Origin of the sequence: Enterococcus sp. DIV1315a (genome assembly GCF_051712325.1) — a bacterium.
In the GTDB taxonomy this organism is placed as follows: domain Bacteria; phylum Bacillota; class Bacilli; order Lactobacillales; family Enterococcaceae; genus Enterococcus; species Enterococcus faecalis.
On record NZ_JBIOOS010000001.1, the window covers coordinates 22,178 to 45,397 of the forward strand.

20 protein-coding genes and 1 pseudogene are annotated in these 23,220 nt (G+C 38.4%); 15 read left to right on the plus strand and 6 right to left on the minus strand.

The window, feature by feature from the left end; all coding sequences use genetic code 11:
- The first annotated feature begins 109 nt into the window (after window positions 1-109).
- The 6 genes from IGJ03_RS00085 (at window position 110) to IGJ03_RS00110 (ending at window position 4,935) form a co-directional block, all read left to right on the plus strand.
- Window positions 110-622 (plus strand): mannose/fructose/sorbose PTS transporter subunit IIB, encoded by a 513-nt coding sequence (locus tag IGJ03_RS00085; RefSeq protein ID WP_002385473.1) that lies wholly within the window; start codon window positions 110-112, stop codon window positions 620-622.
- Window positions 623-856: 234 nt separating this feature from the next.
- On the plus strand, window positions 857-1,849 hold the full coding sequence (locus IGJ03_RS00090; RefSeq protein WP_002356030.1) for a mannose/fructose/sorbose PTS transporter subunit IIA: 993 nt from the start codon (window positions 857-859) through the stop codon (window positions 1,847-1,849).
- Window positions 1,850-1,883: 34 nt separating this feature from the next.
- A complete protein-coding gene (locus tag IGJ03_RS00095) occupies window positions 1,884-2,687 on the plus strand; it encodes a PTS mannose/fructose/sorbose transporter subunit IIC (protein WP_002356031.1) in 804 nt (267 codons plus the stop codon).
- A gap of 22 nt (window positions 2,688-2,709) precedes the next feature.
- A complete protein-coding gene (locus IGJ03_RS00100; protein WP_002356032.1) occupies window positions 2,710-3,621 on the plus strand; it encodes a PTS system mannose/fructose/sorbose family transporter subunit IID in 912 nt (303 codons plus the stop codon).
- A 161-nt stretch (window positions 3,622-3,782) separates the two neighbouring features.
- Window positions 3,783-4,160 carry a DUF956 family protein gene (locus IGJ03_RS00105; protein ID WP_002356033.1) on the plus strand — a complete coding sequence of 126 codons (378 nt, stop codon included), beginning with the start codon at window positions 3,783-3,785 and terminating at the stop codon, window positions 4,158-4,160.
- A 247-nt stretch (window positions 4,161-4,407) separates the two neighbouring features.
- On the plus strand, window positions 4,408-4,935 hold the full coding sequence (locus IGJ03_RS00110) for an HdeD family acid-resistance protein (protein WP_002356034.1): 528 nt from the start codon (window positions 4,408-4,410) through the stop codon (window positions 4,933-4,935).
- A gap of 50 nt (window positions 4,936-4,985) precedes the next feature.
- Here the strand turns inward: IGJ03_RS00110 and IGJ03_RS00115 are convergent, their stop codons facing one another.
- Window positions 4,986-5,189: a hypothetical protein gene (locus tag IGJ03_RS00115; protein ID WP_002381332.1), complete on the minus strand. Its 204-nt coding sequence runs from the start codon at window positions 5,187-5,189 to the stop codon at window positions 4,986-4,988.
- A gap of 197 nt (window positions 5,190-5,386) precedes the next feature.
- Here IGJ03_RS00115 and IGJ03_RS00120 point away from each other — a divergent pair, with 197 nt between their 5' ends.
- From IGJ03_RS00120 to mprF, 5 genes and pseudogenes are all read left to right on the plus strand, one after another.
- Window positions 5,387-6,157 carry a MurR/RpiR family transcriptional regulator gene (locus IGJ03_RS00120; RefSeq protein ID WP_438711051.1) on the plus strand — a complete coding sequence of 257 codons (771 nt, stop codon included), beginning with the start codon at window positions 5,387-5,389 and terminating at the stop codon, window positions 6,155-6,157.
- Between the two features lie 148 nt (window positions 6,158-6,305).
- Window positions 6,306-7,875 (plus strand): annotated as a pseudogene (malX, locus tag IGJ03_RS00125) (maltose/glucose-specific PTS transporter subunit IIBC).
- 14 nt (window positions 7,876-7,889) lie between these two features.
- Window positions 7,890-9,104 (plus strand): MalY/PatB family protein, encoded by a 1,215-nt coding sequence (locus IGJ03_RS00130; protein ID WP_002395262.1) that lies wholly within the window; start codon window positions 7,890-7,892, stop codon window positions 9,102-9,104.
- Window positions 9,105-9,203: 99 nt separating this feature from the next.
- A complete protein-coding gene (locus tag IGJ03_RS00135) occupies window positions 9,204-9,584 on the plus strand; it encodes a RidA family protein (protein ID WP_086317559.1) in 381 nt (126 codons plus the stop codon).
- 190 nt (window positions 9,585-9,774) lie between these two features.
- The gene (gene mprF, locus IGJ03_RS00140; protein WP_002370602.1) at window positions 9,775-12,366 is read left to right on the plus strand and encodes a bifunctional lysylphosphatidylglycerol flippase/synthetase MprF; all 2,592 of its coding nucleotides are present in this window, start codon (window positions 9,775-9,777) and stop codon (window positions 12,364-12,366) included.
- A gap of 36 nt (window positions 12,367-12,402) precedes the next feature.
- Here mprF and IGJ03_RS00145 read toward each other — a convergent pair whose 3' ends face one another.
- From IGJ03_RS00145 to IGJ03_RS00155, 3 genes are all read right to left on the minus strand, one after another.
- Window positions 12,403-15,018: a YfhO family protein gene (locus tag IGJ03_RS00145; RefSeq protein ID WP_002370603.1), complete on the minus strand. Its 2,616-nt coding sequence runs from the start codon at window positions 15,016-15,018 to the stop codon at window positions 12,403-12,405.
- Window positions 15,019-15,562: 544 nt separating this feature from the next.
- Window positions 15,563-16,072, minus strand: coding sequence for a ClbS/DfsB family four-helix bundle protein (locus IGJ03_RS00150; RefSeq protein WP_002368626.1), 510 nt, complete (start codon window positions 16,070-16,072; stop codon window positions 15,563-15,565).
- A 7-nt stretch (window positions 16,073-16,079) separates the two neighbouring features.
- Entirely contained in the window at window positions 16,080-16,547 is a 468-nt protein-coding gene (locus IGJ03_RS00155) for a VOC family protein (protein WP_010824324.1), read from the minus strand.
- Window positions 16,548-16,611: 64 nt separating this feature from the next.
- On the opposite strand from IGJ03_RS00155, the gene IGJ03_RS00160 reads away from it, so the two are divergent.
- A complete protein-coding gene (locus IGJ03_RS00160) occupies window positions 16,612-17,559 on the plus strand; it encodes a helix-turn-helix transcriptional regulator (protein ID WP_002389777.1) in 948 nt (315 codons plus the stop codon).
- Between the two features lie 91 nt (window positions 17,560-17,650).
- Here IGJ03_RS00160 and IGJ03_RS00165 read toward each other — a convergent pair whose 3' ends face one another.
- Both IGJ03_RS00165 and proB read right to left on the minus strand, forming a co-directional pair.
- Window positions 17,651-18,904 carry a glutamate-5-semialdehyde dehydrogenase gene (locus IGJ03_RS00165; RefSeq protein ID WP_002385467.1) on the minus strand — a complete coding sequence of 418 codons (1,254 nt, stop codon included), beginning with the start codon at window positions 18,902-18,904 and terminating at the stop codon, window positions 17,651-17,653.
- Window positions 18,891-19,706, minus strand: a complete 816-nt coding sequence (gene proB, locus IGJ03_RS00170) for a glutamate 5-kinase (RefSeq protein ID WP_002389550.1) — start codon at window positions 19,704-19,706, stop codon at window positions 18,891-18,893. The genes IGJ03_RS00165 and proB overlap by 14 nt, the downstream gene beginning before the upstream one ends.
- A 319-nt stretch (window positions 19,707-20,025) precedes the next feature.
- Here proB and IGJ03_RS00175 point away from each other — a divergent pair, with 319 nt between their 5' ends.
- The 3 genes from IGJ03_RS00175 (at window position 20,026) to IGJ03_RS00185 (ending at window position 23,206) form a co-directional block, all read left to right on the plus strand.
- A complete protein-coding gene (locus IGJ03_RS00175; protein ID WP_002361472.1) occupies window positions 20,026-20,511 on the plus strand; it encodes a dUTP diphosphatase in 486 nt (161 codons plus the stop codon).
- A 78-nt stretch (window positions 20,512-20,589) separates the two neighbouring features.
- Window positions 20,590-21,960: a DNA repair protein RadA gene (gene radA / locus IGJ03_RS00180; RefSeq protein WP_002356050.1), complete on the plus strand. Its 1,371-nt coding sequence runs from the start codon at window positions 20,590-20,592 to the stop codon at window positions 21,958-21,960.
- A gap of 100 nt (window positions 21,961-22,060) precedes the next feature.
- Window positions 22,061-23,206 carry a PIN/TRAM domain-containing protein gene (locus IGJ03_RS00185; protein WP_002368622.1) on the plus strand — a complete coding sequence of 382 codons (1,146 nt, stop codon included), beginning with the start codon at window positions 22,061-22,063 and terminating at the stop codon, window positions 23,204-23,206.
- Window positions 23,207-23,220 lie beyond the last annotated feature (14 nt).

Here is a 23,220-nt window from a genome sequence, read left to right on the forward strand (position 1 = left end):
AAATTGGCACGAAACTTGCTTATAATAAGGTGTCCCTTTTTACCTAAAATTTTTAGGTAAAAAGACAAAGGTCCTAACCTTTAAAAATGAATTTAAAGGAGCATTCCCGATGGTAATGGATATTCGTTTAGCTCGAATTGATGATCGATTAATTCATGGCCAAGTAGCAACTGTTTGGGCAAAATTGACGAACATTAATCGCATTTTAGTGGTTAGTGATTCCGTTGCTCATGACAATTTGAGAAAAGCCTTGTTGGTTCAAGCTGCTCCACCTGGTGTCAAAGTAAATGTCATCACTGTTCAAAAAATGATTGATGTTTACCCTGATCCTCGTTTTGATTCGTTTCGAGCCATGTTGTTATTCACTAATCCTTTGGACGTGAAACGAGTGGTCGAAGGCGGTGTACAACTAACTTCTGTGAATATTGGCGGAATGAGTTTCAGTACAGGCAAGCGAATGATTACGAATGCAGTCGCAGTGGATGCCAACGATTTAAAAGCATTTCTGTTTTTAAATGAACAAGGTATTGAATTGGAAATTCGAAAAGTCGCAGCAGACAGCCAAGTGAATTTGATGGATTTACTGAAAAAAGAGCGTAGCAAAGAAAATAACGCCAGCTGACGTTCATTTTTACAGACGAAAGACATTGAAAGGATGTGGTGGCCTAGGACCAACATCATTGCTTCATGAACTGTATTGATAAAGGCAAGTGCTGATGTTGAAAAAAATCAAGAACTATTGAAATTTTTTCATTTATTTTTGTCAGAATCTGATTTATCTGATTTTTTTCAAAAAGTGAAAGCGTTTAGCAGTACAACCATGAAAAAAAACATCAATTATACAGGAGGTATAAAAATGGTAGGAATTATCCTAGCAAGTCACGGTGAATTTGCTGAAGGGATCTTGCAATCTGGTGCAATGATCTTTGGCGAACAAGAAAATGTAAAAGCAGTTACGTTAATGCCTAGCGAAGGTCCCGATGATGTAAAAGCAAAAATGCAAGAAGCCATTGCATCGTTTGACAATCAAGACGAAGTACTATTTTTAGTTGACCTATGGGGAGGAACACCATTTAACCAAGCGAACTCATTGTTAGAAGATCATAAAGACAAATGGGCAATCGTTGCAGGTATGAACTTACCAATGGTTATTGAAGCATATGCTTCTCGTTTCTCTATGGAATCAGCACAAGAAATTGCGACACACATTCTTGAAACAGCAAAAGATGGTGTCAAAGTTAAACCAGAAGAGTTACAACCAGCAGAAGCACCAAAAGCTGCTGCGACAGAAGATGCACAGCCAAAAGGTTCGTTACCACCAGGTACAGTTGTTGGCGATGGCAAAATTAAATTTGTGCTAGCACGTATTGATTCACGTTTATTACATGGTCAAGTAGCAACAGCTTGGACAAAAGCAACACAACCAAACAGAATTATTGTTGTTTCTGATGCCGTTGCAAAAGATGACTTACGTAAGAAATTAATCGAACAAGCAGCTCCTCCAGGAGTAAAAGCCAATGTTATTCCAATCAGTAAAATGATTGAAGTAGCGAAAGATCCACGTTTTGGCAATACAAAAGCATTATTATTATTTGAAAATCCTGAAGACGTCTTAAAAGTGGTTGAAGGCGGCGTAGAAATCCCAGAAGTAAACGTTGGTTCAATGGCTCACTCTGTTGGAAAAGTCGTTGTAAGCAAAGTATTATCAATGGGTCAAGAAGACGTTGATACGTTTGATGAATTAAAAGCCAAAGGCATCAAATTTGATGTGCGTAAAGTGCCAAATGATTCAAAAGCGAATATGGACGAAATTTTGAAAAAAGCAAAAAATGAGTTAGCAAACGCGTAACTCGCCAAATACAAATCAAAATAGGAGGCTTATCATGTCTGTTATATCAATTATTTTAGTTTTACTCGTTGCCTTTCTAGCTGGTATGGAAGGGATTTTGGATGAGTTCCAATTCCACCAACCGTTAGTAGCATGTACATTAATCGGATTAGTTACTGGTAATTTAGAAGCCGGAATTGTTTTAGGTGGTACTTTACAAATGATCGCGTTAGGTTGGGCGAACATCGGGGCTGCCGTTGCACCGGATGCCGCTTTAGCATCTGTTGCCTCAGCAATTATTTTAGTTTTAGGTGGCCAAGGTGTTAAAGGTGTTCCTTCAGCGATTGCCATCGCAGTTCCTTTAGCGGTTGCAGGTTTGTTCTTAACAATGATCGTTCGGACAGTTGCGGTTCCAATCGTTCACATGATGGACGCGGCTGCTGAAAAAGGCAACATTAAACAAGTTGAAATGTTACACATTTTCGCTGTATGTTTACAAGGTATTCGTATTGCGATTCCAGCAGGTGCGTTACTATTCATTCCTGCTGACACTGTTCGTAATTTCTTAGAATCAATGCCAGCTTGGTTAACTGATGGTATGGCTATCGGTGGTGGTATGGTCGTTGCCGTAGGTTATGCATTAGTAATCAACATGATGGCAACAAAAGAAGTATGGCCATTCTTCATTATCGGTTTCGTAGTCGCAGCGATTTCTCAATTAACATTAATCGCATTAGGTGCTTTAGGTGTCGCTTTAGCTCTTATTTACTTGAACTTATCTAAAATGGGCGGTTCTTCTAACTCAAATGGCGGAGGCAACTCTGGCGACCCATTAGGCGATATTTTAAACGACTACTAATTCTGAAGGAGGAGCAAAGAAAATGGCAGAAAAAATTCAATTAACTAAAAAAGATCGTTTAGCTGTAGCTTGGCGTTCAACATTTATCCAAGGTTCTTGGAACTATGAACGTATGCAAAACGGCGGCTGGGCATTCTCAATGATTCCAGCAATCAAAAAATTATATAAAACGAAAGAAGAACGTTCAGCGGCGTTAAAACGTCACTTAGAATTCTTTAATACACACCCATACATTGCCTCACCAATCCTTGGTGTAACATTAGCTTTGGAAGAAGAACGTGCCAATGGCGCACCAGTTGATGACGTAGCGATTCAAGGGGTTAAAGTTGGGATGATGGGTCCTTTAGCCGGTGTCGGTGACCCAGTTTTCTGGTTTACTGTTCGTCCAATGTTAGGCGCTTTAGGTGCTTCCTTAGCAATGGGTGGTAACATCTTAGGCCCAATCTTATTCTTCGTTGCTTGGAACTTAATTCGTTGGTCATTCATGTGGTATACACAAGAGTTTGGTTACAAAGCAGGTTCTAAAATTACTGATGACCTTTCAGGTGGTTTACTACAAGATATTACAAAAGGTGCTTCTATTTTAGGGATGTTCGTACTGGCCGCATTAGTTCAACGTTGGGTATCGATTAAGTTCTTACCAATTGTCTCACAAGTTAAGTTAGACAAAGGTGCTTATATCGAGTGGGATAAACTTCCTGCTGGCGGTGAAGGAATGCATAAAGCCTTTGAACAAGTGAACCAAGGCTTGGCGCTTTCACCAACGAAAGTTACTACTTTACAAGATAACTTAGATCAATTGATTCCAGGTCTAGCACCATTACTACTTACATTCTTATGTATGTGGTTATTGAAGAAAAAAGTTAGCCCAATCGTTATCATTCTTGGTTTATTCGTAGTCGGCGTTGTCGGCCACTTAATCGGCTTATTATAAGAATGACGAAGTAAGTTCATTACTTCTAATCAAAAAAAGCGGAAGAGAAGTCGAGAAACTTTTCTTCCGCTTTTTTAAACAAAGATGTAATTTTGTTTGTTTCGATCAGGAAAGAAACGTATAATAAAGAGGAATTAGTCGAATGAAATGGAGCAGATAACATGGTACAATCATTAAACACAAAAGTTGATTTAGTTATAGATGCGACGGCATTTACAGGATTAACAGATTATGGACAAATTATGATAGGTGACCGCGGGTTTGAATTTTACCATGCCAAAGATCCACGTAAGTTTATCCAAATTCCGTGGGAAGAAGTCGATTACGTGTTGGCTTCAGTAATGTTCAAAGGAAAATGGATTCCTCGTTATGCGATTCAAACCAAGAAAAATGGGACGTATACGTTTGCTTCAAAAGAGCCGAAGCGAGTGTTACGAGCTATTCGTGAATATGTTGACCCAGATCATATGGTCCAATCTTTGAGTTTCTTTGATGTCATAAAAAGAGGGATTCTCTCGATTGGGAAAAAGAAAAAATAATTTATAACTGTTACTTTTTTATAAACTAGATGAAAAAGTAGCGGTTTTTTTGTGGGAAAACGAGGGACTTATTTATACAAAAAAGACACAATTGTGCACCAAAAAAGAGACAATCAAGTGATACGTTGTTTTTAATGGAGTTATCATTGAAATGGTTTTCAGAAAGCACGATGAAAATATTTGACACCTTGTAAAATAGTAGTAACATAATAAGTGTAATAAATTATTTTATAGAGGAGTGAGTGTCATGGAACAACGACAACATCATGGAATGGACTGGGGTTCATTAGTATTAGGAATTCTATTTGTTCTGACTGCATTAATTTCTTTCCAAAATCCTGCCGGTAATTTAATTGCCATTGTGATGGTTTTTGCGATTTTTGCTATTATTAAAGGGATTTTCGAAATTTTTGTACGTAATCGTATGAAAGAATTGCTAGGCTACAAAGCTTATGCACCAATCATCTTAGGGATTATTGATATCCTAATTGGTGTTTACTTATTGTTTAACTTAAATATTGGTGTCGCTGTGTTACCATTTGTTTTTGCAATTTGGTTTTTATTCGACTCAATTTTCGGCTTATTTACTTTAGATTTTGCTAAACGAGTAAGCACAGGTTACTTCTGGTTCACATTAATTGTTGACGTTTTAGGGATTATCTTAGGTGTAATGTTATTATTTAATCCATTGTCTTCAGCACTAACTTTAAGCTTCTTAGTTGGCTTCTACTTTATGATGTTTGGTATTAGTAATATTGTATATGCTTTTAGATAAAAGAAGTAAAAAAAACAGGTTTTCCGAAAAGGAAAACCTGTTTTTTTTTTTTAATAACGACGGCGGCAGTTGCCATTATTTCCCGAAATTGTTCGAACAAGCCACACGATAATCGCTACGGGAACTAAAATTTTTACTGCTAGCCACAATAAGCTTCCCACGATACCGACAACGGCACTAAAGAGTGAACCGACAACTAAAAATAAAAGGACCACTAAAAGAATATTTATAAACATTGGTCGTTGATTATTCATACGTACTACCTCCAAATTTTTCCTGTTTTCTATATACAGAGTATAGCAAGAACGCGCAACAAGCACCTCCATCGGAAGGCTGATTTTTTTCTCTGGCGAATGATGGAGCCGCTGTTGGTTATTTTGGACTTTCTTATTGAAATAATCAGAATATTCTGGTGTATAATTATAAAAAAGGATTTAAAGTGAGGGATTGGATGACGACTGAGGGATTAATCGCTTTGTTAGAAAAGAAACGAAATCATTTAAGTAAAATTGAAAATCAAGTACTGGATTATATTTTGACGCATATGACGGAAATTAGTTCACAAACCATTTATGAGGTGGCGCAGGCGTTGTTTGTCTCAACAGCCACTATTTCTCGGACAGCAAAACACTTAGGTTATCGAGGCTTCCAAGAATTAAAATACGCGATCGTCCAATCGGTGCAGAGCGAGAGCACAGAAAGCGATAGTCGTAGTTTTCAAGCTATTACGCAACAGTTGATCGCCAATGTGCAAGACAGTTTTCAACAAATGGATGAAGCCAAAGTCGCGGAAATGCTTAAAATGATTGAGCGTGCGAATACGATTGAAGTGTTCGGTGTTGGTGGCAGTTTTCCTATTTGTACTGATTTTGCACGAAAGCTAACATTTTTAGGAAAAAAAGCCTATGCACGATCTGATTGGGATGAACAAACGGCAGCAGTTAAGAATCTGGATGGACAGGATTTAGCCATTTTTGTCAGTTATACAGGAGAAACTAAAGGGATTTTAGCGTATGCACGTGTAGCGCAGGAACAGCAAGTGCCGATGATTAGTTTGATTTCGACTAAAGGAAGCACCTTGGAAAAATTGTCGACGACGACGTTATTTGCCAAAGGGACGACACGTTATCATCAGCGCGTGGATTTAAGTTCAAGAATTGCTGTCATTTGTTTGTTCGATACGGTTTTATTAATGTACGCAGAGGCAAAGCAGCCGCGGTAATTTTATGCAACACCATACTAAATGATGTAAGGGGATACAGAAAGAGTGTAGCCTCTTTTTTCTTTGTTTTGGGCTAGTTATAATGAGGGCAATGAATGTAAACGCAATCATTTTTAGTTTTGTAAAGAATGAATGGAGGAGTTAAGAAATGGCAGTAAAGAAAAAGAAAGCGACTTTCTGGGAGTTTTTCCAAGGATTAGGCAAAACGTTTATGTTGCCAGTGGCTTTATTAGCTTTTATGGGGATTTTGTTGGGATTAGGAAGTTCTTTTTCCAGTGAATCCATGATTGAAACGATCCCGTTTTTAGGAAAGCCCGCAGTGAAAATTATTTTCCAATTTATGTCGACAATTGGTGGTTTTTGCGTTTGCCTATTTACCTGTCATGTTTGCAATGGCCATTCCGTTGGGGTTAGTTCGGAAAGAAAAAGGAATTGCTGCGTTTTCAGGTTTCGTAGGCTATACGGTGATGAATTTAGCGATTAATTTCTATTTAGTGCAGACGAATCGCCTTGTGGATCCTGAACAGTTGCGGGAAGCCGGTCAAGGAATGGTTTTTGGGATTCAAACGATTGAAATGGGCGTTCTTGGTGGAATTATCGCTGGGCTTATTGTCTATAAGTTGCATAATCGATTTTATACGGTGCAACTACCAGATAGTTTTGCCTTCTTTTCTGGCGCACGGTTTGTACCAATTATTACTTCATTAGTGATGGCCTTCGTGGGCTTAGTAATTCCGTTAGTTTGGCCACTTTTCGCGCTAATGATTATGGCGATTGGCCAACTTATCCAACGTTCTGGTATTTTTGGGCCTTTTCTGTTTGGGTCAGGGGAACGTCTACTGTTACCGTTTGGGTTGCATCATATTTTGGTTTCCATGATTCGTTTTACTGAAGCAGGGGGTTCAGCGGTGGTGGCTGGCAAAGAAGTGTTTGGTGCGTTAAATATTTTCTATGCAGAATTGCAAAATAATTTACCGATTTCACCAAGCGCAACAGCTTTCTTGTCACAAGGGAAAATGCCGACCTTTATTTTTGGCTTACCAGCGGCGGCACTTGCGATGTATCATACTGCAGCTCCGGCGAATCGACATAAGATTAAAGGCTTACTCCTTTCAGGTGTGATTGCAACGGCTATCACTGGAATTACAGAACCAATTGAATTTTTATTTTTATTTATTAGTCCATTATTATGGCTGTTTCATGTCATTATGACTGGTCTAGGTTTCATGGTAATGGCTTTATTGGGTGTTGTGATTGGGAACACTGATGGCGGGCTACTGGACTTTGTTATTTTTGGCTTGTTACAAGGAACTTATACAAAATGGTGGTGGGTTCTCATTGTCGGCGCTATCTGGTTTGTTGTTTATTATTTCGTCTTTAAAACAGTCATTGTAACCTTTGATTTAAAAACACCTGGACGAGACAAGGTCTTAGATGAGACTGAATATACCGATCAAGAAGTTCAATATAAGAAAACGGGTGGCTATGATGCGCCTGGGATTTTAGCGGCTTTGGGTGGGCAAGAGAATATTCAAGCTATTGATAATTGCATTACGCGTTTACGTTTAGTGTTAGCAGATGCTAATAAAGTAGATGATGACAAATTAAAGCAATTAGGGGCTTTAGGTGTCGTGCATTTAGATGCGCAGAACGTGCAAGTGATTATCGGAACCAAAGTGACAACGGTCCGTAATCAATTAGAGATGATTTTAGGTTAGAAAAAAGACAGAAGGTGAAGAGTGTGTCGTTTGATAAAGCAATTGATCGACGAGGAACGTATTGTACACAGTGGGATTTTGTAGAAGACCGATTTGGGGAAGCGGATTTGCTTCCCTTCACTATTTCCGATACGGATTTTGCTGTGCCAGAGGCAGTTCTGGCAACATTACAGGAGCGTTTGAAACATCCAGTATTTGGCTATACAAGGTGGAATCATCCGCAATTAAAAGAAGCAATTCAAACGTGGTACCAGACAAGATTCCAGACGAAGATTGAAGAACACTGGATTATGTATACCCCGACCGTTATCTACGGGATTTCTGCTTTGATTCAATTATTAACTAACGAAGGGGAGGGCATTATTTTACAAACACCTGCCTATGATGCATTTTTTAAAGTTATTCAGGAAAATAAGCGGCAAGTAGTGGCGAATGAACTGCTTTATCAAGAGAAGCGCTACAGTATTGATTTTATTGATTTAGAAAAAAAACTAGCGCAACCAGAAAATCGCTGTTTGCTTTTATGTTCCCCGCATAATCCAACAGGACGTGTTTGGGAGCAATGGGAGTTAGAGCGAATGGTTTCATTGTGCCAACAGTATGATGTGTTTTTACTTTCTGATGAAATTCATATGGATATCGTTAATAAAGGCCATGTTCATCGACCAATTACGCAATTTGGTTATAAAAAATCTGCCATTATTACCAGTGGCACGAAAACCTTTAATTTTCCAGGGCTGATTTTTGCTTACACCTTAATTCCAGATAACGAATTGCGTGACGCTTTTCAGCTCAAATTAAAAAACGCCGATGGTTTATCATCAACAAGTATTTTGGGAATGTTAGCAACCATGACGGCCTATCAAAAATGTGGTACTTGGGTTGACGAGTTGAATGATTATTTAGCGGAGAACCAACGTTACGTGAAAGATTTTTTACAGACATATTTGCCAAAAATTAAAGTGACGGAGCTGGAAGCCACTTACTTAATGTGGTTGGACGTATCAGCGGCAGTTCCAGATGTGGCCCGCTTACAAGAGGCTTTAGTTTCTGTGGGGAAAGTCGCCATTATGGACGGCTCGATTTATGGCGGTAATGGACAACGATTTTTACGGTTAAATATTGGCTGTTCGCAAGCAAAACTACACGAGGGACTTGAAAGGATGCGCCAAGGTTTTGAAGCTGTTTTACAAAAGGATGGCACAGCATCAGCACTTGGGAATAATTGAGAAAAGATAGCATTCCGAAATTGGTTGCAGTACAATGGAAAAATAGAAACAAATAAAATAACAAAAAGTAACAACTTGTCATTTACTGGGGGAAAAGAAATGAAAACAATTAAAACAAAGCAAGCACCACAAGCAATTGGGCCATATTCACAAGCAAAAATTGTGAATGGTTTATTGATTACTTCTGGTCAGATTCCACTGGATCCTGAAACAGGCAAGGTGGTTGGGACAACGATTAAAGAACAAACCAATCAAGTACTGAAAAATATTCAAGGGATTTTAACAGAAGCTGGTAGTGATTTTGCTCATGTAGTCAAAACGACATGCTATTTACAAAATATGGCGGATTTCACGGCATTCAATGAAGTCTATGCTGAGTATTTTAGTGCGGAATATCCTGCACGCACAACGATTGAAATCTCTAAATTACCGATGGATGTGTTGGTGGAGATTGAGATTGTCGCAGAAGTAGTGGCGTAAAAAATACAGTTAAAAGAGTGAGAAAAAATCGTCTTAGATTTTTTTCTCACTCTTTTTTTCAATAAAACAATACGATTCAGCCAAAATGTCTAGCCGTGCTGGAAAATTTTCAGCAAATAGGCTACCATGGAAGAAAATCGATAAAACGAAAGTTAAATGAATAGAAAAGAGATATGAAAGAGGCTATAAGATGAAAAAAAATATTAGCCAACTAACGCAGTGGTTGAAAGAACACAGTTTATTATTGAAACTAATTTTTCTTGGTTCTGTATTAGTTTTCGTGGCTAACCAAGTGACACATATCGCTCAAGGCATGACCTGGGCGGATATTTTTTCCACGATGGAACAACAAAGTACGGGGCGTTTAATTGGTATGGTCTTGGCAGGACTATTAGGGGTTATTCCGATGCTCCTTTATGACTATGTAGTCGTTAAATTATTGGAAAAAGAAGGTAAGCCACCAATGAAACGAATGGATTGGTTAACTTCGGCTTGGGTCACCAATACCATTAATAACTTAGCGGGTTTTGGCGGCGTGGTTGGGGCAACGCTACGGATTAATTTTTACGGAAAAGATGTACCGCGGGGCAAGGTTGTAGCAACGGTCTCAAAAGTTGCTCTGTTCTTGATTTCAGGGTTATCTATTTTATCTTTTGTGGCGTTTGTTGATTTATTTTTTATTCGAACCCAAAATGTTTTTCGTGAATATTGGGTTTGGTTATTATTGGGCAGCCTGATTGCGCCAGCGCTCTGGTTTTTCACGTATTTAAAACGGCGAACATTGTTTAAAACATTTTTTCCAAAAGCAGTGCTCCTATTATTCGGCGCTTCATTAGGTCAATGGCTAGGTGGGATGTTTGCTTTCTTGATGATAGGTCGCTTGATGCAGGTGCCAGTTTCGATGGTTTCTGTTTACCCAATGTTTGTTATCGCTACGTTAATCGGGATGTTGACCATGGTTCCTGGTGGTATGGGAACGTTTGATGTCTTAATGATTTTGGGCTTGTCACAATTAGGGATTGATCGATCACAAGCGGTCGTCTGGTTGTTGTATTATCGTTTGTTTTATTATGTGACGCCTTTTATGACAGGAGTTATTTTGTTCTTGCAACAAGCAGGCATGAAAGTCAATCAATTTTTTGATAATTTACCTCGGTTATTTTCACAAAAAGTGGCGCATTTTATTTTGGTGGCGGCGTTATATTTTGCAGGAATTATGATGGTTCTATTGTCGACTGTGACGAATTTGTCGAATGTCAGTCGTTTATTCCAAGTATTACTTCCCTTTTCGTTTAATTTTTTAGATCAAACATTGAATTTATTTGTAGGATTCTTGTTATTAGGTTTAGCTCGAGGCATTTCTATGAAAGTGAAAAAAGCTTATTGGCCTACAATTATTTTACTAGGATTTTGTATTGTAAATACGGTGGCACGAACGACTTCGTGGCAGTTAATTGCTGTTTATGCCGTTATTTTATTGGCGGTTATTTTGGCTCGTAAAGAATTTTATCGTGAAAAGTTCGTTTATTCATGGGGCGCTTTAACGGTAGATAGTATTTTGTTTGGCTGCTTGTTTATCGGTTATGCGGTTGCTGGCTATTACGCCGCACGACCAGCTGGTGGCAATCAAGTTATCAATCACTTTTTGTTGTTTCCGTCAGATGATGTTTGGTTTAACGGATTGATTGGTTTAAGTATTTCCTTGATTGGTTTATTCTTTTTGTATCAATATTTAGCCGAAACAACTGTTACTTTAGGTGAGGGGTTTGAGGAAGCGCGGTTGACACGCTTTTTGGAAAAATTTGGTGGCAACGAAGGCAGTCAATTTTTGTATTTAAAGGATTATGGTCATTTTTATTACCAAGAAGAAGGCGAAGATCAAGTACTTTTTGGGTTTCAAATGAAGTTTAATAAATGCTTTGTCTTGGCGGATCCGATTGGGCAACGAGAGAAATGGACAGCGGCGACACTGGCGTTTATGGATCAAGCTGATTTGTTAGGCTATCAATTAGTTTTTTATCGTATTTCGGAAGAATATGTTATGAATCTTCACGATTGCGGCTTTGAATTTATGAAAGTTGGGGAAGAAGGCTTGATTCAATTTGATGAGCCGTCAACAGTGAATCAAACAGCCTGGACGGAAACAGTGACTGAAAAAATAGCAGCAGAAGCAGCGGATTTTCAGTTTGAATTTTATCCCGAAACGATTAGTGATGCCTTATATCAAGAGTTAGAACGAGTTTCTGCGGACTGGTCACGGAATCAAAAAGAGCGCTACTTTATTGGTGGACGGTTGGATCCCGAGTACTTGAAATGCAGTAGCGTGGGCTTGGTGAGACAGAAACAAACGGTCATCGGTTTCATTACGGGAAAAGAAATGGAAAAAGGCAAAAGTATTTCTTATGATTTGTTACGTATTCGTTCAGACGCACCTGCTTTTACTAGAGAATATTTGTTCACTCATTTTATTGAAACCTATCAACAGCAGGGCTATCAATTAATTGATATTGGGATGGCGCCGTTGGCTAACGTAGGGGAGAGCAAGTACTCTTTCTTAAAAGAACGCTTTGTTAATATTTTTTACAAGTATAGTTATCAAATTTATGCGTTTCAAGATACACGCAAGCGCAAAGAACAATATGTCACTAGTTGGCAACCACGTTATTTTGCTTATCCTAAGCGGACCAGCGTACTCTTTGCTTTTGTGCAACTTTCCTTGTTGATTACGAAAGGAAGACATCAAAGTGTTTCGCTTGTGGAAGAAGCAATGACTGAAATTTAAAAAAATCACGCGATGACTTAGCCATCGCGTGATTTTTTATTTGTCTTCTTTTTTACGGTTTCGTCTAGCAGGAATCAAGGTTACGTAGGCAACGAAACCACCAGTACATAGAACGAATAACACGATGCCAGGAATCAATCCTTCTGGTAAATAAGAGAACTGAATAGTATGGGTTCCAGCGCTGACAGGAACGCTTAGAAAGGCATCTTTAAAGGCTTTTGGGGTAACTTTTTTGCCATCAATTTTGACACGCCAACCTTTGTCATAAGGAATTGTAGTGACGAGTACTTGATCTTTGTCGGCGGTAAAGGTACCTGAAGCAGAGCGTTTGCCAGTTGTTAAATCAACGCCTTTTTCTTGCACGGCGGAAATGGCTTTTTCAAATGCATTGGTATTTAAGCCAACCACTTGCGGCTGAACAAAACTTACTGCTTTGGTTCCATAAAAACTTACTTTGAAGTTAACGGTTGTATCTTTGGGATAGTAACCTAAGTTATAATATTGGCCAGTAATGCCAATTTGTGATTGCTGACTTGAGCCGTTCACGGTGACCGTCGCAGTGGAACTTTCCAATTGAGCAAAATCCGTTGGGAATAAACTCAAATAAGCTTGCGTATTGGCGGGCACATTGACTGTATAAGAAATCTCTTTGGCTACGTTATGTTGTTTCTCCGTAAAAGTTACGCCAGCTGTATTTTGCGTAATTGTCACGTTATTTTGAAGCGTCATCGTTGGTTGATAAAAGGTAAAATACCGTTCATTGGTATTGGCTAAAGCATTTAGTAAATTTGTTTGACTACCTAAATTATCATTGAGAGGTTGCCGAACATTGTAAATCTCTTTGTCTGCTAAAAATCCTAACGGCAAAGCATTTTCGTTACGATAAAGCTGATATTTACCAGCAGCTGCTTGTCGTTCAAAGCCGAATTTCATTGGATTATTTTCAGCAATATTGTATTTAATGCCCATCAAAGCATCCATTAACAAGGTATTATTTTGGTAACGAATATTTAAATTCGTGCCTCGTGAGCGGAAACCTAAGGCGTTTAGGTATGTTGAAGAATGTCGGTTCCGTACGGAAGAAAACATGCTAATGCCACTGTAGCCATAGTTAATGCCGTCATTGGCCGAAACACCATTTAAATTTTCCAAGCGATAAAAAGTATCATTTTCTTTTTTTGTTTGATCGACTAGATTTTTTAAGTCAGGATAAGGTTCAGAATACAAACTACGTGATGCGTAGTTCCAATCATCTAAAATACCAGTGACCATCGCCCGTGTGTTAATGATTGCTTCACCAGAAACGAGCAGCAATAACAAAATCACTAAGTATTGCATAGGCGCTTTTTTCAATTGATAAAAAGCAATTCCGAAAAAGTATAATAGTAAAAAAGTTGCTGTTAATACGAAAGAGGTTAAAGTCACATACGTATAACTAGTAGCACCTTTTGTGCCCATTGCAAGAGCAAAAATTGCTAAAAGAATCAAAATCAAGCCGCTTAAGACGCCGAGATCATCCTTTTCAAATTTCTCCCAACCATAACCTGCAAGCAAAATAACTAGGAATGAAAAGAGGAAACTATAGCGGAAAAGAAACATGTTCGGCGCATGCATACCGTGCCAGAATAAATTTAAGGGCGTGATGTAAAAGCTAGCAATCAATAGGACAAACAAACTGCCAAAAAGTAGTTTGTTTTTCAATGGAATTTCTTTTGTAACGAAATAGAAGAGACAAAAAATCAAAGGCAACAACCCAATGTAAATAAAAGGAATGGACCCATATTTGGTTGTATCGTAAACGCCAATCATATTTTTCATAATAATATCTAAAAAGGCAGTCGCTTCTGTTTTAAAGGTTGTAATTTCAGAAAGAGTTTCACCATTGGTTCGTAAATCTAAGACAGCAGGTAAGACCATAATCATGGATGCTCCACCAGCTAAAAGAGAAGTAGTAAAATACGCAACGATTCGAGATTTATATCGTTGCCAGTCTGTAAACGTTCGTGCAAAATAGTACAGGAAGGAAAACAACCCAATCATAAAGCCAAAATAATAATTTGTAATGAAAAGCAAGAAATAACTGACAAACAATAATGTCGGTTTTCGTTGGTCCATTAAACGATGAATTCCTAAAATTACGAGTGGCAGATAAATAAAGGCATCCAACCACATAATTAATTCTGAATGGGCCACAATGAAGGACATTAGCGCATAAGACACACTTAAAGTCACATGGGACCATTTAGGAATCTTAAAGGTTTGTTTTGCCAAGAACCAAAAACTCAAGCCAGCACTCCCAATTTTCAACAACGTTAGGAAATAGAGCGCATCAGGCATGTTTTGATTGTTAAAGAAAAAGACGAGCGGCGTAAATAAGCCACCAAGATAATAGGAAATTAAGGACAAGTAGTTTAGTCCCAAAGAAGCATTCCACGTATAGAAAAGACTTTGTTTTCCATGAAGAACATTGTTAAAGCTTGCGTGAAAATTTGAAAATTGAGAAAAGGCATCGCTGGCTAAAACACTGCGACTACTTCCTGGATAAATCCCAATACTCAAATAGATAATTGCCATAATTAAAAATGGAATGAAGAAACTGGCTAACATATAAGGCCAGTTGTTTTTTAAAAACTGCCTACTTTTATTTTTCATAAATAACCTCACCTGATTTTTCGAAAGTACCTATAGTTTATCATACTCTTTATTTGATGTACCAATAGAAGAAAAACTTTAAAATTTTATTAGGATCCTAAGGGTGGAGTGAAGAAGAATTAGGAGTAAGGGATTGACATTCAAATGCTAAATCACCAGATTAAAACAACGAATATTCTCCGAAAAATTGCTGAAAACACCCTGTGGATAACTTTGTGCATAACTCTGTTGAAAACCACAAAAAAGCTTTTTATCTCGGTTTATCCACAAGGATAAGTTTTCGAGTTGCTAAAAAAAATAGACGTAAGTTCAGAAGGGCTGCTTGCTAAAAGTGAAGGAGCCCCTAAAGTTGAAAGAAGATGAAAACGTTATTAAAACAACGTTTTCATCTTCTTTTTTCTAGAATTTACAAGGATTTAATGTCGAACAAATAAGCACTGTGGAAAAGTTTTTTGGAAAAAACAAGAAATTTCATCCACAAAGTTTTCTGTGGAGAATTTAAAAATGCTTGTCAAGCTTTTTTTGAAAAAATGTGGATAACTTTTTAAAGACACGCTTTTTTCCATTTGCGAATTTGCGTTCGGAAACTAGTAAAAGGGGCAACGCTATTAATGTGAATCCATTTCCAAAGAGGCCATTGTGCTTTGGTAGTCGCCCAAGCCCGTTGTTGAGGTAAAAATAATTCGTCTTCGGAAAGCGAGTCAATCCAATGAAGTAATTTTTCTAAGGTGTCTTGCAACACAATCAGCTGACTTTCTAAACTCATTTGTCCATAGGTTTGATAAAATGATTGATAGAGAGAGCCCAGTTGATTCCATTTATAGCCTTCAGCTGGCGTTTGAACGGTCAGACCACGTTGTTCTTGTTCTTCCCAAGAAAGCAGCAAGTTGAGCCAACCTAATTGATAGGCTAAGTTCTCTGAAGGTGTTTTAGCTACTGTTTCAATTCGGTGATCTTTAAGTGTTTCAGGAATTTCTGCAAATTCAGCTAAATATTTTTGTGAAGCTATTTGAATGGCCTCAATCAAGGCTTCTTTTGATTCATAGGTTCGCATTCTTCGGCTAACTTCCTTTCTTGGTAGGATCTGCTTGTTTTTCATGAGTAATTTGAGTGACTAAACCAAAAGGATCTTTCACAATCGCATAAAACGTTGCAAATTCATTTTCAATTGGTTCTTGGATAATACAGGATTCGGGATGGCGCGTGAGTTTTTCAAAAATTGTTTTGGCAGAGTGACGGCTGTCGACGGTTAAGCTGAGGGTCAATTGTTCTGTGGGCGTGGTATTCATTCCTGCAAACAAAGGATTATCAGCTAGTTGTAATTGAAAAGTGTCCATTTGTAAAATCGAGTGAGAAAGCCAGTGTTCTTCGCCAGCGGGAATGGTCAAAGAAGGATTTAAACGCTCTTTAAATTCTTGATTAGTAATTTTAAAAAGAATATCACCAGCAAAGGCTTCTTGGTAAAACGTCAAGGCTTCCGTTGCTCGTCCATTTAAGACCATAAAAAGGGCAAATTGTGTGTTTTTCATTGTTTGAACCTCCTAAGATTGATAAGATAAGCATAACAATAAAAGGTGTCAAAAAGTGACACCGATGGAGGGAAAAATGAAAAAATCAGAACGTTTAAATCAGGAACTTTTTTTCTTGAGAACCCATCCTCAGTTTAATTTAAATCAGTTAATGAAAACTTTTGGGATTTCTAAAAGCACAGCTTTGCGGGATATTGAAGCTTTGGAAAATTTAGGCGTGCCGCTATATGTGGAGAATGGTCGTTATGGTGGCTATCGAGTTTTAAACAAACCGTTGTTGCCGCCGATTTATTTTAACGAAAATGAAGTGTTAGCGATCTTTTTTTCGTTACAATTACTGAAATTAGTCGCAGAGTCACCGTTTGGTCATTCCTATCAGCAAATTAAGCAAAAATTATTGCATTCTTTAGATGAACCAACCCAATTTAAAATCAGTCAAATGAGTAAGGTCGTCTATTACGAAGGAATTGAACAAGTAGAAGCACCAGGCAATTTAGAGCAGCTGTTTCATTGTATTTTGGCGCAACAAGTAATTCAGTTTAACTATACCAGATATGAAGCAACAACGAAAAAAATCTTACCAACCCGGTTAACTATTTTAGAAGGGTATTGGTATTGTTCAGGCTATGATGTGACTAAAAAGGCTTGGCGTACTTACCGCTGTGATTTTATGGAGGCTATTCAGCAGTTAAACCAAACACTGGATTTTACGACTGAAGAACTGAAAGAATCGTATCGCCATCAACAAACGACGGCACGTACGATTCCATTTAAAGCAATCATTACAGAAAAAGGCAAAGAATTTTTTTATAAACATCGCTTTGACAATATTCAGTTGGAAGAAACGCCCACGCAGTGTTTTTTAGTTGGACAGATTCATCCAACAGAAACACAATTTTTAGCCAACTATTTTATGGGCTTTGGTGAAGAAGTGACAATTTTAGAGCCAGTCCAAGTGAAACAAGCATATGTAGAAAGTATAATGAGGATTCAAAAAAAATATCAAGAATAGATTGTGGGACTGTGAACAATTCCATGTGTAAAGATGCACATTGGAGAGGAGAAAGAAAAACCCTTGATTTTTAAATCAAGGGTTTTTCTTTCTAAGAACGTGCTTGCCCATTTCCATAAATAACATATTTTGTCGAAGTAAGCTCTGCTAAGCCCATAGGTCCACGGGCATGTAATTTTTGCGTACTAATGCCGATTTCGGCGCCAAATCCAAATTCAAAACCGTCCGTGAAACGAGTTGAAGCATTCGCATAAACAGCGGCTGCATCCACTTGTTGTAAAAATTGTTGTGTGGCAAAGTAATTATCACTAATAATACTTTCAGAATGTTTTGTATTGTAGCGATTAATATGCTGGATGGCTTCGTCCAAAGAATCAACGACTTTCACTGCTAAGATAAAGTCGAGAAATTCCGTTTCCCAATCTTGTTCAGTCGCTGGAATGGCTTCTTCAAAAATTGCTAACGCACGTTCATCTGCCCGAAGTTCCACGTGAAACTCCTTCAAGGCTTTTTCAATTGTTGGTAAAAAGGCTTCAGCCACCTCTTGATGAATTAATAACGTTTCGGCGGCGTTACAGACAGAAGGACGTTGACATTTAGCATTGACAATAATTTCAGTTGCCATTGTTAACTGGGCGTCTTTGTCCACGTAAATATGACAATTGCCTGTGCCTGTTTCAATAACAGGAACAGTGGCTGTTGTCAAAACAGTTTTGATTAAGTTGGCGCCGCCACGTGGAATGAGGACATCCAAGTAGTCATTTAAGCGCATAAGTTGTTGGGCTGTTTCTCTAGAAGTATCATCAACAAATTGAATGAGATGGGGAGAAACGGCTTCTTGGATTAGCGCTTCTTGTAAAATTGTCACCAATATCTGATTGGAGTGAAACGCTTCTTTTCCGCCTCGAAGAATAACAGCATTTCCTGATTTGAAACAAAGGCTAGCGGCATCTGTTGTCACGTTTGGCCGCGATTCATAAATGATTCCAATAACACCTAAAGGCACGCGTTGTTGCCCAATTAACAGCCCCGCTTCATTGCGCCACATTTTATCTACTTCCCCAATTGGATCGGGTAAAGTAGCGACTTGGCGTATGCCCTCGGCCATCGCTGTGATCCGTTCTTCTGTTAAACGTAAGCGGTCTTGCATTGTTTCAGAAATTCCGTGGGTAGCGGCTTGCTCTAAATCTAATGCGTTTGCTTGTAAAATGCGGGGTGCATTGGCTTCAATGGCTGCGGCCATTTTGTTTAACAAAGTATTTTTTTGACGAGTATCCATCAAGCCTAGCGTATAAGAGGCTTCTTTAGCTTGTTGCCCTAGTTGCTTTAAATCAGTCACTTTCATGCCCTCCTTTAATAAATAACGTACCGATATCTTTTCCTTCTAAAATTTCAAAGATGATTTTTGGTTGTTTTCCGTTTGCTAAAATCATCGCCTGTTGATTAGCTAACACACGTTCAGCGGCTTTTAATTTACTAGACATCCCACCAGTGCCAAAGCGGCTCCCCTTACCACCGGCTAATTGGAACAAGTCTTCATTAATTTCATTGATTTCAGAAAATAACGTGGCTTCTTTGTTGACAGTAGGGTTGTCTGAAAAGAAACCATCAATATCTGATAACATAACTAACAAGTCAGCTTGAACAATTTGGCAGACAATGGCAGACAATTGATCGTTATCCCCGAACTTGGTTAAGTGATCCAATTCTTCAATTGCGACAGTATCATTTTCATTGACGATAGGAATAATATTCATTTTTAACAGTTGTTCAAAAGTATTGGTAACATTATTGCGACTTTCAGGATATTCAATAACATCACGAGTTAATAAAACTTGTGCCATTTGTTGGCTATAGGTTGAAAACCGCTGATTATAAATGTTCATTAATTCTGCTTGGCCGACTGCAGCGACAGCCTGTTGTTCGGGAATTGTCGTTGGGCGTACAGATAGATTTAATTTATTCAGTCCGACACCAATTGCGCCAGAAGAAACTAAAATAATTTCTTTGCCTTGGTTGCTTAAATCACTCAAAGTAAAGGCTAATTGATCAATTGCTTTTAAGTTAATATTGCCATTGGGATAAATCAGAGAACTGGTTCCGACTTTGATCACAATTCGTTTGGCCTGTTGGAGTTTGTTTCTCATAAGTGCCTCGTTTCTTTTTACAGTAAAATTTGACACTCATTATAACAAAATCAGCGGCTACTAGAAAGTGCTAAATAATGAATAGTAAAGAAAGTTTAATGAAAGTGTGAACTTTTTGAGGGAATCTTGGGACTTTTTGGGATTTGGTCTGTTTATTTTAAGAGAAGATGATAGACTAAAAGAAGGAAAATAAACAAAAATTCTCCTCTTTTTTGCGTAGTCTAGATTAACTGGGCTTTTAGAAATGAGAAACTTACTAAAAACAACCAGAGTATCAGAGATTATGGTAAAATAGGAGTAGTTTAGACAGTAGGGGAGAATGAATATGAAACAACGTGGTTTTGAGATTATTTCTAAGTATCAAGAAGAGGGCTTGAGTGTCCCACAACGAGCAACAAAAGGTGCCGCGGGGTATGATTTTCAAGCAGCCGAAACGGTCGTTGTACCAAGTCTTTGGAAGTTACAACAAGCTGGAGAAAATCCCAAACCAATTTTAGTTAAAACAGGAATTAAGGCGTATATGCCTGATTCTGAATATTTAGAATTGGTAAGTCGTTCTTCGAACCCGCTAAAACGATTCCTACTTTTAGCGAATGGTGTCGGAGTCATTGACAGTGATTATTATAATAACGAGAATAACGAAGGACATATCATGTTCCAATTTTTAAACTTTGGATATGAAGATGTTGTCATTGAAAAAGGTGAACGAATTGGCCAAGGGATTTTTAAGCCGTTTTTATTAGCGGATGATGACCAAGTCGAGGCAGAAAGAACGGGCGGTTTTGGTTCGTCTGGACAAAAATAAAGCCCATTTTTTCAGTAGGCAACGTTATTCAAACCATTTAATAAATGTTAAAATAAACAACAGATAAGGAGATTCTACATGGCAAAAAAAGCAAAAGTTCAATTTGAATGTCAAAGCTGTGGGTATGTGTCTCCAAAATATCTCGGCCGCTGTCCTAATTGCGGACAATGGAATTCGATGGTGGAAGAGGTTATTCAAGATACTTCTGATCGTCGTGCTAGAGTAAGTTTGACTGGTAAAAAGACACAACCACAACGGCTATCTGAAGTCGTACCTAAAAAAGAGCCGCGTGTAAAAACTGAATTAGTGGAGCTGAATCGGGTTTTAGGTGGTGGCGTTGTTCCAGGTTCATTAGTTTTAATCGGTGGCGATCCCGGAATTGGTAAGTCAACATTGCTCTTACAAGTATCGCAACAATTAGCAGCCACAGGTGGCACGGTTTTATATGTTTCTGGTGAAGAAAGTGCTGAGCAAATTAAATTGCGAGCGGAGCGTTTAGGCACCGTCAACGAGACATTTTACTTATACGCAGAAACAGATATGCACGAAATATCACGAGCCATTGAAAAATTAGAACCAGACTATGTCATTATTGACTCGATTCAAACAATGACGCAGCCAGATGTTACCAGCGTTGCTGGTAGTGTCAGTCAAGTCCGAGAAACAACTGCCGAATTATTGAAACTGGCAAAAACGAATGGGATTGCCATTTTTATTGTCGGACACGTAACGAAGGAAGGGTCTATCGCAGGGCCACGGATGTTGGAACATATGGTAGACACGGTTCTTTATTTTGAAGGAGATAAGCATCACACCTTTAGAATCTTACGGGCTGTCAAAAATCGGTTTGGCTCAACGAATGAGATTGGTATTTTTGAAATGCAGACACATGGATTGGTTGAAGTTATGAATCCTTCTCAGGTCTTTTTAGAAGAACGTTTAGAAGGAGCCACCGGATCTTCAATTGTGGTAGCAATGGAAGGTTCACGCCCCATTTTGGTGGAAATCCAAGCGTTAGTTACCCCAACGATGTTTGGCAATGCCAAGCGAACGACCACCGGGTTGGACTTTAATCGCGTTTCTTTAATCATGGCGGTTTTAGAAAAACGGGCAGGCCTTTTATTACAAAACCAGGATGCGTATCTAAAAGCGGCTGGTGGAGTCAAAATTAATGAACCAGCTATTGATTTAGCGTTAGCAATCAGTATTGCTTCTAGCTATAAAGAAAAAGGAACCTCATCTTCGGAATGTTTCATTGGTGAGATTGGTTTAACTGGTGAAATTCGCCGCGTGAATAGTATTGAACAACGAGTGCGTGAAGCGCAAAAACTAGGCTTTACAAAAGTCTATGTCCCTAAAAATAACCTTGGTGGCTGGGAAGCGCCTGAAGGTATTGAAATTATTGGCGTTTCAACAATTGGTGAAACGTTAAGAAAAGTTTTTAAATAATGAAAGTAGAAATAATCCGTTTAGGTTGTTGGTGGCGTATGATTTTTGTACGCCCCACAACACTAGACGTCTTTATTAAATAAACGAGGAGGATGGCTATATGCAAAAACGAATCATCACGTTGCTGATGATCATTGCTGGTGCAAGTTTAGGAATTTCTCTTTTCCCAATGGCTTGGGAAATGGCTAAGCAAGGCAATAACAGTTGGTTAAACAATAACTTTACGAACGGATTAATCGGTGCAATTATTTTCTTTATTTTATCTTTAGGGTTAGCAAAGTATATTGTTTCCGCTGTCAAAAAAATCGAAGCAGCTTTAAATGAAATGAGTTTAACCTATTTATTATTTGGAAGTATTGGTGCCATCATTGGTTTAACAATTGGCGTCATTATCTCCATTCCAATGTACAACTTACAAATTCCTGTCGTGAATAGTTTACTACCAATTCTAGTTATGATTATTCTGGGTTACTTAGGTTTCCGAATGGGAACAACACGGATTGAGGAGTGGAAAAAAGTTTTCACACCTCGCCAAAAGAAAGCAAATACGGAAGACACCGAAGGACAAATGTTGGAACGTAAAGTGGAAGACAACTTCCATAAATACAAAATTTTAGACACCAGCGTCATCATTGATGGCAGAATCTACGATATCGCGAAAACGGGCTTTTTAGAAGGTGTTTTGCTCATCCCTAACTTTGTTTTATATGAATTACAATACATTGCTGATTCTGGAGACAGTTTAAAACGGGTGAGAGGTCGTCGTGGCTTAGATATTTTAAATGCTTTACAAAAAGAAGAAGGTATCTCCGTTGAGATGTACGACGGAGATTTCGAGGATATCTCTGAAGTAGACAGTAAATTAATCAAATTAGCAAAATTATTAGATGGCGTGGTTGTGACCAATGACTACAACTTAAATAAAGTCTCTGAATTTCAAAATGTGCCTGTTTTAAACATTAATGCTTTAGCTAATGCTGTGAAACCAGTGGTGATTCCAGGTGAAACGATGAATGTGATGGTTGTAAAGGCCGGAACAGAGCGTCAACAAGGGGTCGCTTACTTAGATGATGGCACAATGGTTGTGGTAGAAGATGGCCAGCATTACATGAATGAGCAAATCGAAGTGGTCGTCACAAGTGCTTTACAAACCGCAGCTGGGCGTATGATTTTTGCCAAACCGGCGCACGCGGGTCGCGGGATTAATGATCGCAAGGATAACCATCCTAAAAACGATAAAAATTAAGCAAAGTGAGGACT